Annotated in this window: 13 protein-coding genes; 11 read left to right on the plus strand and 2 right to left on the minus strand. The window is 71.5% G+C overall.

Features of this window, described 5'->3' with window-relative positions; genetic code table 11:
- Positions 1-113: 113 nt before the first annotated feature.
- Together AB0I79_RS02610 and AB0I79_RS02615 are read left to right on the plus strand one after the other, a co-directional pair.
- Positions 114-1,898, plus strand: a complete 1,785-nt coding sequence (locus AB0I79_RS02610; RefSeq protein ID WP_357867042.1) for an ABC transporter ATP-binding protein — start codon at positions 114-116, stop codon at positions 1,896-1,898.
- A gap of 11 nt (positions 1,899-1,909) precedes the next feature.
- A complete protein-coding gene (locus AB0I79_RS02615; RefSeq protein WP_357867044.1) occupies positions 1,910-3,700 on the plus strand; it encodes an ABC transporter ATP-binding protein in 1,791 nt (596 codons plus the stop codon).
- An 18-nt stretch (positions 3,701-3,718) separates the two neighbouring features.
- Here AB0I79_RS02615 and AB0I79_RS02620 read toward each other — a convergent pair whose 3' ends face one another.
- Together AB0I79_RS02620 and AB0I79_RS02625 are read right to left on the minus strand one after the other, a co-directional pair.
- Positions 3,719-4,108 (minus strand): ATP-binding protein, encoded by a 390-nt coding sequence (locus AB0I79_RS02620; RefSeq protein ID WP_357866080.1) that lies wholly within the window; start codon positions 4,106-4,108, stop codon positions 3,719-3,721.
- Positions 4,101-4,937 (minus strand): MEDS domain-containing protein, encoded by an 837-nt coding sequence (locus AB0I79_RS02625; protein ID WP_357866082.1) that lies wholly within the window; start codon positions 4,935-4,937, stop codon positions 4,101-4,103. Before AB0I79_RS02625 ends, AB0I79_RS02620 begins: the two co-directional genes overlap by 8 nt.
- A 151-nt stretch (positions 4,938-5,088) precedes the next feature.
- On the opposite strand from AB0I79_RS02625, the gene AB0I79_RS02630 reads away from it, so the two are divergent.
- The 9 genes from AB0I79_RS02630 to trpA all read left to right on the plus strand — a co-directional run bounded on the left by AB0I79_RS02630 (position 5,089) and on the right by trpA (position 11,493).
- Positions 5,089-5,424: an STAS domain-containing protein gene (locus AB0I79_RS02630; RefSeq protein WP_357866083.1), complete on the plus strand. Its 336-nt coding sequence runs from the start codon at positions 5,089-5,091 to the stop codon at positions 5,422-5,424.
- 50 nt (positions 5,425-5,474) lie between these two features.
- Positions 5,475-5,822 carry a phosphoribosyl-AMP cyclohydrolase gene (gene hisI / locus AB0I79_RS02635; RefSeq protein ID WP_357866084.1) on the plus strand — a complete coding sequence of 116 codons (348 nt, stop codon included), beginning with the start codon at positions 5,475-5,477 and terminating at the stop codon, positions 5,820-5,822.
- Between the two features lie 7 nt (positions 5,823-5,829).
- Positions 5,830-6,417, plus strand: coding sequence for a Trp biosynthesis-associated membrane protein (locus AB0I79_RS02640; protein WP_357866086.1), 588 nt, complete (start codon positions 5,830-5,832; stop codon positions 6,415-6,417).
- A 110-nt stretch (positions 6,418-6,527) separates the two neighbouring features.
- Positions 6,528-7,151 carry a DUF4190 domain-containing protein gene (locus AB0I79_RS02645; protein ID WP_357866088.1) on the plus strand — a complete coding sequence of 208 codons (624 nt, stop codon included), beginning with the start codon at positions 6,528-6,530 and terminating at the stop codon, positions 7,149-7,151.
- A gap of 158 nt (positions 7,152-7,309) precedes the next feature.
- Entirely contained in the window at positions 7,310-7,879 is a 570-nt protein-coding gene (locus AB0I79_RS02650) for a CD225/dispanin family protein (protein WP_357866089.1), read from the plus strand.
- 47 nt (positions 7,880-7,926) lie between these two features.
- Positions 7,927-8,358, plus strand: a complete 432-nt coding sequence (locus AB0I79_RS02655; protein ID WP_357866091.1) for a DUF2752 domain-containing protein — start codon at positions 7,927-7,929, stop codon at positions 8,356-8,358.
- A gap of 131 nt (positions 8,359-8,489) precedes the next feature.
- Positions 8,490-9,329 carry an indole-3-glycerol phosphate synthase TrpC gene (gene trpC, locus AB0I79_RS02660; protein ID WP_357866092.1) on the plus strand — a complete coding sequence of 280 codons (840 nt, stop codon included), beginning with the start codon at positions 8,490-8,492 and terminating at the stop codon, positions 9,327-9,329.
- A 38-nt stretch (positions 9,330-9,367) separates the two neighbouring features.
- Positions 9,368-10,573 (plus strand): tryptophan synthase subunit beta, encoded by a 1,206-nt coding sequence (gene trpB / locus AB0I79_RS02665; protein WP_357867047.1) that lies wholly within the window; start codon positions 9,368-9,370, stop codon positions 10,571-10,573.
- 125 nt (positions 10,574-10,698) lie between these two features.
- Positions 10,699-11,493, plus strand: coding sequence for a tryptophan synthase subunit alpha (trpA, locus tag AB0I79_RS02670; protein ID WP_357866094.1), 795 nt, complete (start codon positions 10,699-10,701; stop codon positions 11,491-11,493).
- The last annotated feature ends 62 nt before the right edge of the window (positions 11,494-11,555 follow it).

An 11,555-nucleotide genomic window follows, 5' to 3' on the forward strand; every position in this document is an offset into this window, starting at 1 on the left:
CCCAACCCTACCGCTGGGAATAACCACCTGGTCGGGAGTGATACTGACATACGGAGAAACATCAGATCTGAGAGGAAACCTACCGAGTGGCGAGCAAGGTCACCTCGGCCGTGATGCGTCAAGGGCTCCGTGTCCTTGGGGTGGCCATTCGCACGGAGAAGACGGTGTTCGCGCTGGCCGTCCTGGCCAGCGCCGTATACGGGGGCATGACCGTCGCCTCAGCCTGGGCGCTCGGCTGGGCGACGCAGAACGTGGTGCTGCCCTCGTTCGCCGAGGGCGGCGTCACGGCGGGCGCGCTGTGGACCGGCACGTTACTGATCCTCGGCACGGCGCTGCTCAAGGCGCTCGGCGTGGCCGGGCGCCGCATCCTTGCCGGCGTCATGCAGTACCGCATGCAGGCCCGCTCGCGCCGCGACGTCACCAAGCAGTACCTGCGCCTGCCGCTGTCGTGGCACCACCAGCACCCGACCGGCCAGCTCCTGTCGAACGCCAGCGCCGACGCCGAGGCCGCCTGGGCCCCGCTCGCGCCGCTGCCGATGGCCGTGGGCGTGATCGTCATGCTGGTCACCGCGGCCGTCGCGATGGTCTTCACCGACCTCGTGCTCGCCCTGGTGGGCTTCCTCATCTTCCCGGCCATCGCCGTGCTCAACCTGGTCTACCAGCGCAGGCTCAGCCCGCTGGCCACCCGCGCGCAGCAACTGCGCGCCGAGGTGAGCGAGATCGCGCACGAGAGCTTCGACGGCGCGCTCGTCGTCAAGACGCTCGGCCGGGAGGACCTGGAGACCGAGCGCTTCCGGCGGCGCGCCCACGAGCTGCGTGACGCCAACATCGCCGTCGGGCGGGTGCGCGGGCTGTTCGACCCGATGCTGGAGGCGCTGCCCACGCTCGGCGTGCTCGCGGTGCTGGCCGTGGGCGCGACCCGGCTGTCCACCGGCGCGATCGACGCCGGCGGGCTGGTGCAGGTGGCGTACCTGTTCACGCTGCTCGCCTTCCCCATCAGGGCGCTGGGCTGGGTGCTGGCCGAGCTGCCGCGCAGCGTCGTCGGCTGGCAGCGGGTGCAGGCCGTGCTGGAGGCGACCGGCTCCATGGAGTACGGCTCCACCGCCTCGACCTCCACGGCCCCGGCGAAGCTGGCCGTCGAGGACGTCTCCTACGCCTACGGCGAGGCCGAGGTGTTGCACGACGTCACCTTCGAGGTGCCCGCCGGCCGCACCGTCGCCCTCGTCGGGCCCACCGGCTCGGGCAAGTCCACGCTCGTCCAGCTCCTGGCCCGCCTGGTCGACCCCGGCTCGGGCCGGGTGCTGCTCGACGACGTGGACCTGCGTGAGCTGCCCTACGGCGGCGTGGCCGGGTCGGTCGCGCTGGTGCCGCAGCAGACGTTCCTGTTCGACGACACCGTGCGCGGCAACGTCGCGCTCGGCGCCGAGACCTCCGACGAGGACGTGTGGGCCGCCCTGCGCCTGGCCCAGGCGGACGGCTTCGTCAGCCGGCTGGCCGACGGCCTCGGCACCCGCGTCGGCGAGCGCGGCGCCTCCCTGTCGGGAGGCCAGCGCCAGCGCCTCGCCCTGGCCCGCGCGGTCGTGCGCCGCCCCCGCCTGCTCATCCTCGACGACGCGACCTCCAGCGTGGACCCGCAGGTCGAGGCCAAGATCCTGTACGGCCTGCGCGACGCCGCCGAGGCCTCGACCGTCGTGGTCGTCGCCTACCGCATGGCCACGATCGCCCTGGCCGACGAGGTCGTCTACCTGGACAAGGGCCGCGTGGTGGACCGCGGGCCGCACGAGGAGCTGATCGAGCGCTGCGCCGGTTACCGCAACCTGGTGACCGCGTACGAGCGCGAGGAGGCCGAGCGCGCGGCCATCGAAGTCGAAGAAGCGGTCGAAGGGGTACAGGCATGACGGCGCAGAGCATGGCGCAGAACATGGCGCAGAACATCCGGCGCGACTCGGAGCGTTCGGCGCTGGCCACGGTCCGCCAGGGACTCTCGCTGACCCCCGAGTTCCGCAAGGGCCTGGTGGGCACGCTGGCGCTGGCCGTCATCGCCACCGTCGGCAAGATCATCGTGCCCATCGCGGTCCAGCAGACGATCGACACCGGCATCAAGGGCGGCAGGCCCGACATCTCGTACATCACCACTGCCGTCGTGATCTGCGCGGCGGCGGTCGTCCTGACGGCCCTGGCCGGGTACGTCATGAACGTCCGCCTCTACAAGGCCACCGAGGCCTCGCTCGCCACCCTGCGCGTACGCGGCTTCCGCCACGTCCACGACCTGTCGGTGCTCACCCAGAACACCGAGCGCCGCGGCGCCCTGGTCTCCCGGGTCACCAACGACATCGACCAGATCAGCAACTTCATGCAATGGGGCGGGCTGATGATCATCGTGGCGCTCGGCCAGCTCCTCGTGGCCACCGTCCTGATGTTCGTCTACTCCTGGCAGCTCACCCTGCTGGTCTGGGTCTGCTTCATCCCGCTGATGATCGCCCTGCCGCGCTTCCAGCGGTTGCTGTCGCGCGCGTACACGGTCGTCCGCGAGCGCACCGGCGACATGCTCGCCGCCGTCAGCGAGTCCGTCGTCGGCGCCACCGTCATCCGGGCCTACGCCTCCGAGCGGCGCACCGCCGAGCGCATCGACGAGGCGGTCAACGCCAACAGGAAGGCCCAGACCAGGGCGCAGACCATCGTCGGCTTCGTCTTCCCGCTGACCGAGATCGTGGCCGCCGTCGCCATCGCCGGCATCGTGCTGCTCGGCGTGCGGCTCGGCCTGTCGGGCGACATCTCGCAGGGGCGGCTGGTGGCGTTCCTCTTCCTCGTCACGCTGTTCGTCTCGCCGCTGCAGACCGCCACCGAGGTGCTGAACGAGGCGCAGAACGCGGTCGCCGGCTGGCGCCGCATCCTCGGCGTCCTCGACACCCCGCCCGACGTCGCCGACCCCGGCGAGGCGGGCGTGACGCTGCCCCGCGGCCCCATCCAGGTCGCCTTCGAGGACGTGCACTTCTCCTACCCCGGCGGCGTGCCCGTGCTGCGCGAGGTCACCGTGGACATCCCGCCGCGCTCCCGTGTCGCCGTCGTGGGGGAGACCGGCTCAGGCAAGACCACGTTCGCCAAGCTCCTGACCAGGCTGATGGACCCCGGCTCTGGGCGGGTCACCGTGGACGGCTACGACCTGCGCGACGTGCGCTTCTCCTCGCTGCGCGAGCGGATCGTCATGGTTCCGCAGGACGGCTTCCTGTTCGACGGGACCCTGGCGGACAACATCCGCTACGGCAAGCCCGCGGCCACCGACGAGGAGATCGAGCTGGCGATGACCGAGCTGGGCCTGACCGACTGGCTGGAGGGGCTGCCCGCCGGCCTCGACACCCCGGTCGGCCAGCGCGGCGAGTCCCTCTCGGCCGGCGAGCGCCAGCTCGTCGCCCTGGCCCGCGCCTACCTCGCCGACCCCGACCTGCTCCTGCTGGACGAGGCCACCTCGGCGGTGGACCCCGCCACGGAGGTGCGGCTGGCACGCGCGCTCGAAGGCGTCACGCGCGGCCGTACGGCCGTCTCGATCGCGCACCGCCTGTCCACGGCCGAGAACGCCGACGAGGTCCTGGTCTTCGACGCCGGGCGGCTGGTGCAGCGGGGGCCGCACGCGGAGCTGGTCAAGGAGGCCGGCGTGTACGCCGACCTGCACTCCTCGTGGATCTCGGCCGCCCGCTCCTGACCCGGCACGAAGGGGCGGCTATCCGCGGACGGCGGCGAACGTCACGGTCGTGCCCGCAGGCCCGGACACGATCGTGATGTGATCGCACAACATGCTGGTCAGCCACAGCCCCCGCCCGCGGAAGTCGAACCCCTCGGGCGGCCGCATGTCACCCATCCACCCGGCGGGCAGCCCCGGCCCCTCATCGCTGACCTCGCACCACAGCCGCTCGCCGTGCGACCACAACCGCAGCCGCCCGTGCCCGCCGCCGTGCACGACCGCGTTCGTGGTGATCTCGTTGACCGCCAGCACGAAGTCCTCCAGGCGCCTGCCGGTGAGCCCCTCGTACCTGGCGTGCTCGGCGACGGCCCTGCGCAGGAACGTGATGCGTCCACGGGCGAAGGCCGCGCAGAGCACCTGCCTACACATCGCCCACCCGGCGTACGGCGACGAACTCGTCCGCGCCGATCAGCCGCAGCACCCGGGCGATGGAGTCGCGGCACACGACCGCGGTGGAGCCGCGCGGCCTGGCCATCGCCGTGACGGTCAGCAACTGCGCCGAGCCCGCGTCGATGAAGTCCAGCCCGGACGCGTCGATCACGATCTCGCCCGGCTCCTTCTCCAGCCGCGCCAGCAGCGAGGCGAACGCCGGCCGGTTGGTGAGGTCGATGTCCCCCCACACCCGCAGGCCCGCCGGCTCGAAGGTGTTGGCGAAGCGCAGCAGCGCCTGCTCGGGCGCGATCGGATGCACGGAGGCGGCCCGGTCGATGGCGTCGCGGGGGAAGAGCCTGCGGTCGTACTGGCACACGGCCGCCAGCCACCGCTCCCCGAACAGCTCGTTGGTCGCCGCCTCGAACGCCGCCTGCTCCGGCGCGTCGCACGCCCCCCAGGAGGCGTCGACCAGCGCGTACACGCCGTGCTGGCCGTGCTTGCGCGCCCGGTCGTAGGCGTCGGCCAGCCCGGCGTACACCCGCTCGGGGTCGAGGCGGCCGCCGGTGAAGTGGGTGTCGGCGCAGTCGAGGACCTCGATCTGCCCAGCGGACTCGGCGTCGGCGAACCCGGGCACGAGCGGCGCCAGCCACCCGCGCGTCCGCTCCGGGCTGTCGGCATGCGTGATGATCACGACCTTGGTACGGCGGCGCAGGCCGTTCATCGTGAACAGCCCGGTGGCCGTCATCCGCTCCCGCTCGCCGTCGAACGGCAGGCAGACATGATCACCGAGGTCGGGATCGAGGACGGAGCCCGCGACGTCCACCACGATGGTCCTCCCCTAGCACGTGTCGGGACGAAAGTACCCTGATCCCTGCCATCACGTAGCGCATTCTCGGCAAAACCCACTGTGACGCGATGCAGACCGGTGTACCTTTTCGGCGGGGCCGCCCGCGGGAGGGGTCGTGAGGAGCATGGGCGTGGATGTGCTGGAGATGTCGCGACGCCGACACGGGGAGCTCGTGGTGGTCAGCCTGGCCGGCGAGATGGACGTGGACAACGTCTCCCAGGTGCGCAAATGCCTGGACGAGGCGGTGGCCACGGCCGAGCCCCGGCTGGTGGTGGATCTGAGCGCGCTGACCTTCATCGACACCACGGGGCTGGGGGTGCTGGTGCGGATGCTGGCCTCCCTGCGGGACCGCAACGGGACCATGGCCCTGGTGGCGCCGGACGGGCAGGTGCTGCGGCGCCTGCGGCGGACGAACCTGGCTGCGCTGTTCCCCATCTACGACACGCTGTCCCAGGCCCTCGCCTGACGCCACCCGCGCCTGCGGGGGGCGAGGGGCGGGGCTGGTTGAATGGGTGCATGTCCCTTGACCCCAAGATCGCCGCCCGGCTGAAGCGCAACCCTGACGGGCTGGTCCCGGCGATCGCCCAGCAGTACGACACCGGCGAGGTCCTCATGCTCGCGTGGATGAACGACGAGGCGCTGCACCGGACCCTCACCACCGGCAGGGCCACCTACTGGTCGCGCAGCCGCCAGGAGTTCTGGGTCAAGGGGGCCACCTCCGGCCACGTCCAGCACGTCAAGGCCGTGGCGCTCGACTGCGACGGCGACACGATCCTGGTGAAGGTGGACCAGGAGGGCGGCGCGTGCCACACGGGCGACCGCACCTGCTTCGACGCCGACCGGCTCGAGATCGCGCTCGGCTGAGGGCGTCGTGGCGAAGGAGAGGCCGGAGGCCGGCCGCCGGGAGTTGTGGGGCTGGGTGGTGGCGACCGCGCTCGGCTGCCTGCTCGTGCTGGTGGCCGCCGGGCAGGCTTGGGCGCGGGTGTCGCAGGGGGCCGATGCGGCGGCGCCCACCGGGAGCGACCTCGGCCCCGCGCTGACGCCCGTGGCGCTGGCCGGGCTGGCCGGGGTGGTGGCGGTGCTGGCCACCAAGGGCCTGGGGCGCCGGCTCGTCGGCGCGCTGCTGGCGCTCTGCGGCGCCGGCGCGGCGGCGGCGACGTGGGCGGCGCTGAGCGGCGACAACGTGACCGGCTGGCTGCGCGAGCAGAACGTGTTGCACGGCGCCGCCGACATCCCCTGGGAGAGCGCGCCGCTGTGGCCGGGCGTGGCGGCGGCCGGTGCGCTGCTGATGGTGGCGGGCGGGATCGTGGCGGCCGTCCGCGGCAACAGGTGGGCGGGCATGTCCGCCCGCTACGACCGCGGCGCGGGCCCGGGCCCCGAGGAGAAGGCGCAGGTCAAGGACGACAGGGCGCTCTGGGACGCGCTCGACAGGGGAGACGACCCGACGGATTCCCGCTGAAACCAGGCGCTGTCGAATCCTCCACTGTTCTGAACCATTGTCTGCTTGGCAAACGTTTCCTCAATAAGCTGCCGTTGCAACTCGCCACGGAACATTTGAGGAGCCAGCTCATGACCTACGGGGATCAGGGCGCCAACGGCGGCTACGGGCAGCAGCCGCCGAGCGGGGGAGGCGGATACGGCCAGCAGCCCCCCGGCTACGGCGGCGGCTACGGCCAGCAGCCGCAGAGTGGGGGAGGCTACGGCCAGCAGCCGCCGAGCGGGGGAGGCGGATACGGCCAGCAGCCTCCCAGCTACGGCGGCGGTTACGGCCAGCAGCAGCCGGGCTACGGCGGCGGGTACGGCGACCAGCCGAACAGCCAGCAGAACCTCGGCTACGGCCAGCTCCCCCCGAGCGGCGGCTACGGCTACGGCCAGCAGCAGCCGCCCCCCGGCTACTACCCCCCGCCGCACCCGCCGCGCTCCACCAACGGCATGGCGGTGGCCTCGCTCGTGCTCGGCATCATCGGCCTGGTCTTCTGCGGCCTCACGAGCATCCCGGGCGTGATCCTCGGGCACATCGCGCTCAACCGGATCAAGAAGACGGGCGAGGACGGCTCGGGCATGGCGGTGGGCGGCCTCGTCACGTCGTACATCACGGTCGTGATCTGGTTGCTGTGCTGGCTCTTCTTCGGCGGCTTCTTCCTGTGGGCGCTGGGTCTGTCCGCCGCGGCCTCGTCCTCCTACGACTACTGACCGGCCGGTAACCTGTCGGGAGTCCAGCCGGACCGTGACGAGCCGCTTGCGGTCCGATTACGAATTGTCCGCAAAATGGACGTTCGTCCACGTAGGAGATGCATTCTCGCTAGGCTGCCGCGCGCAACTCAAAGATGACGACATGAGGGGTCATGAGCATGAGTTACGGTAACCAGGGCGACGGCGGTTACGGCGCCCAGCCGCCTGGCGGTGGCTACGGTCAGCAGCCGCCGAGCGGCGGCGGTGGCTACGGTGGTGGCTACGGTCAGCAGCCCCCGAGCGGTGGCGGTTACGGCCAGCAGCCCCCGTCCGGTGGTGGCTACGGCCAGCAGCCGCCGAGCGGCGGCGGTGGCTACGGTGGTGGCTACGGTCAGCAGCCCCCGAGCGGTGGCGGTTACGGCCAGCAGCCCCCGTCGGGCGGTGGCTACGGTGGCGGTTACGGCGGTCCCGGGGGCAACCCGCCGGACAACCAGCTCGTCCCCGCCATCCTCACCACCCTGTTCTGCTGCCTCCCGCTGGGCATCGTGGCGATCGTCAAGTCGTCGCAGGTGAACCAGAAGTGGCAGGTCGGCGACTTCGCGGGTGCGCAGCAGGCGGCCGACGAGGCCAAGACCTGGTGGAAGCGCAGCCTGATCTTCGGCGCGATCGGCATCGGCCTGATCATCATCGCGTACGTCCTGTTCTTCGTGATCCTGGCCGCCAGCGTCTCCACGACGTACTCGTACTAGGCCGCACCACGATCAGCGGCACGCACCGGAAGGCGGATACTGGGAACATGAGCCTCGCAACAACCGAGCGGCACGGGAAACGGCGCGTCAAGGGCCTGCTCGCGCCACTCGGTGTTGCGGCCGCCGCCGGAGCGGTGTTCGCGTTCGTCGGCGTGATCGACCCGAACGAGCCGGGTCACTACCCGACCTGCCCGTTCCTGTGGGCCACCGGCCTGTACTGCCCGGGTTGCGGCACGCTGCGCACCATCCACGCGCTGGCCCACCTCGACCCGGTCGCCGCCCTCGGCCTCAACCCCCTCGCCGTCGCCATGGTTCCGTTCCTGGTGTTCTGGTGGGGCCGATGGGTGGTGCGGGCGTGGCAGGGCAGGCCCAGGCGCACCACGCTGGCCCATCCGGCGTGGCTGTGGGCGTTCCTCGCCCTCGTCATGGTCTACTGGGTCGTCCGTAATCTGCCTTTCGGGGCGTTCCTAGCCCCATAGGCGGCGTACACATGGGGACCGGTGGTGAGGTGACCCCGTAGGGGCCGATACCATCGCAGGACAAGGCAGAGAGCGGACGCGACGCGAACTCTCCGCCACCCCCAGAAGCCGACCGGAGGGACCTCAAGCGCGTGAGTGAGCGGACGGAAGGGCCGAGTGTCCTCGACGACATCCTCGACGGGGTGCGCGCCGACCTCGCCGCACGACAGCAGGCCGTGTCGATCGACGAGCTCAAGCAGCGGGCCGAGCGGGCCCATGCGCCGCGAGACGCGATGGCCGCGCTGGGAGGCGACCGGATCTCGGTGATCGCCGAAGTCAAGCGCTCCAGCCCGTCGAAGGGCGCGCTCGCCGCGATCGCCGATCCCGCGGCGCTGGCGGCCGACTACGAAGCGGGTGGCGCCCACGTCATCAGCGTGCTGACCGAGCGGCGCAAGTTCGGCGGCAGCCTCGACGACCTGGCCGCGGTCCGCGCCCGGGTGGACATCCCGATCCTGCGCAAGGACTTCATCCTCACCTCCTACCAGCTCTGGGAGGCCCGTGCCTACGGCGCCGACCTGGCCCTGCTCATGGTCGTCTGCCTGGAGCAGGAGGCCCTGGTGTCGCTCATCGAGCGGGCCGAGTCGATCGGGCTCACCCCGCTGGTCGAGGTGCACACCGAGGAGGAGCTGGAGCGGGCGGTCGCCGCCGGCGCCCGGGTCATCGGGGTCAACGCGCGCAATCTCAAGACACTCGAGGTCGACCGCGATGTCTTCGCGAAGATCGCGCCGAAGATCCCCGATAATGTGATCAAGATTGCCGAGTCGGGCGTGCGCGGCCCGCACGACCTGCTCGCCTACGCGCGGGGCGGCGCGGACGCCGTCCTGGTGGGCGAGAGCCTGGTCACCGGCAAGGACCCGCGCAAGGCAGTGGAGGCGTTGGTGACCGCCGGCGCTCATCCGTCGACGCGCCCCGACCACTCAGCAGAGGGATAGCAGTGGCAAACGAAGGCACCATCCTGACGGCCGCCGACCTGGCGGGCAACGGCGCGTACGGCAACGACCCCGACGTGCACGGCAAGTTCGGCATCTTCGGCGGCCGTTACGTGCCCGAGGCGCTCATCCCGGCGCTCGACGAGGTGGCCGCCACCTATGAGAAGGCCAAGAACGACGCGCAGTTCCTGCGCGAGTTCGACCATCTGCTGCGCACGTACGCGGGCCGCCCCACCACGCTGACCGAGGTGCCGCGCTTCAGCGAGCAGGCCGGCGGCGCGCGGATCATCCTCAAGCGCGAGGACCTCACCCACACCGGCGCCCACAAGATCAACAACGTGCTGGGCCAGGCGCTGCTGACCAAGCGGCTGGGCAAGAAGCGGGTGATCGCCGAGACCGGCGCGGGCCAGCACGGCGTGGCCACCGCCACCGCCGCGGCCCTGCTCGGCCTGGAGTGCGTCATCTACATGGGCGCGGTCGACTGCGAGCGCCAGGCGCTCAACGTCGCCAGGATGAAGCTGCTCGGCGCCACCGTGGTGCCGGTCACCAACGGCTCGCAGACGCTGAAGGACGCCATCAACGAGGCCTTCCGCGACTGGGTGACCAACGTCGACACCACCCACTACCTGTTCGGCACCGTGGCGGGCCCGCACCCGTTCCCCGAGATCGTGCGCGACTTCGCGCGCATCATCGGCGTCGAGGCGCGCCGCCAGATGCTGGAGCTGACCGGCAAGCTGCCCGACGCGGTGTGCGCGGCGGTCGGCGGCGGCAGCAACGCGATCGGCATCTTCCACGCCTTCATCGGCGACCAGGACGTGAAGCTGCACGGCTACGAGGCCGCCGGCCACGGCCTGGAGAGCGGCGAGCACGCGCTCACGCTCACCGCCGGCTCGGTCGGCGTGCTGCACGGCTCGCGCACCTACGTCCTGCAGGACGACGAGGGCCAGACGATCGAGTCCCACTCGATCTCCGCCGGGCTCGACTACCCGGGCGTCGGCCCCGAGCACGCCTGGCTGAAGGACTCCGGTCGCGCCACCTACCACGGCGTCACCGACGACCAGGCGATGGCCGCGTTCTCCCTGCTGGCCAGGACCGAGGGCATCATCCCCGCCATCGAGTCCTCCCACGCCCTGGCGGGCGCGCTGGAGCTGGGCCGCGAGCTCGGCCCCGAGGCGACCATCCTGGTCAACCTCTCCGGCCGCGGCGACAAGGACATGGGCACGGCGATGAAGTACTTCAACCTCTAGGATCTCCCGGCGTCCCTCCGATCGCCGACGGCCTGCGCCGGGCCGGCGACTCACCGGCGCGGGGATTCTGGGGCGGGCCCGCGGCAGGGCATCATGGGAAGACTCGACCTTCGAAACGGACAGACATGACGACTCTTCAGACGGTTTTCGCCAAGGCGAAGGCGGACAACCGGGCCGCGCTCGTCGGCTACCTGCCCGCGGGCTTCCCCACCAAGGGTGGCGACGTCGCCGCCGCCGCGGCCCTGGTGGAAGCCGGCTGCGACGTCATCGAGATCGGCCTGCCCTACTCCGACCCGCTCATGGACGGCCCGACGATCCAGGACGCGGTGCACAGGTCGCTGATCAACGGCACGCGCATCGCCGACGTGATGCGCACGGTCGAGGGCGTGGCCGCCACGGGCGCCGCCACGCTCGTCATGACGTACTGGAACCCGATCGACAAGTACGGCGCCGACCGCTTCGCGCGCGACCTGGCCAACGCGGGCGGCGTGGGCACCATCACGCCCGACCTGACGCCCGAGGAGTCCGAGCCGTGGCGGGAGGCGTCCGCGGCGGCGGGCATCGACACGGTGTTCCTGGTCGCGCCCAGCTCGACCGAGCCGCGCATCAAGGCCGTCGTCGACTGCTGCACCGGTTTCGTGTACGCCGCCTCGCTCATGGGCGTCACCGGCGCCAGAGAGACCGTCAACGTCGCCGCCGAGGGCCTGGTCAAGCGGACCAAGGCGCACACGGACCTGCCGGTGTGCGTGGGCCTGGGGGTCGGCACGGGCGCGCAGGCGGCCGAGGTGGCGTCCTACGCCGACGGCGTGATCGTGGGGTCGGCGTTCATCCGCCGCATCCTCGACGCGCCCGACGAGGCGGCAGGGCGCGAGTCCATCGGGGTGCTGGCCAGGGACATGGCCAAGGGCGTGCGCCGCTGAGCGCGGCCTGACACGGTGATCTGACCGGGCGCGGTTCCCCAACGGGGTGCCGCGCTTTACCG

Source organism: Nonomuraea sp. NPDC050202, from assembly GCF_040656115.1.
Lineage (GTDB): Bacteria > Actinomycetota > Actinomycetes > Streptosporangiales > Streptosporangiaceae > Nonomuraea.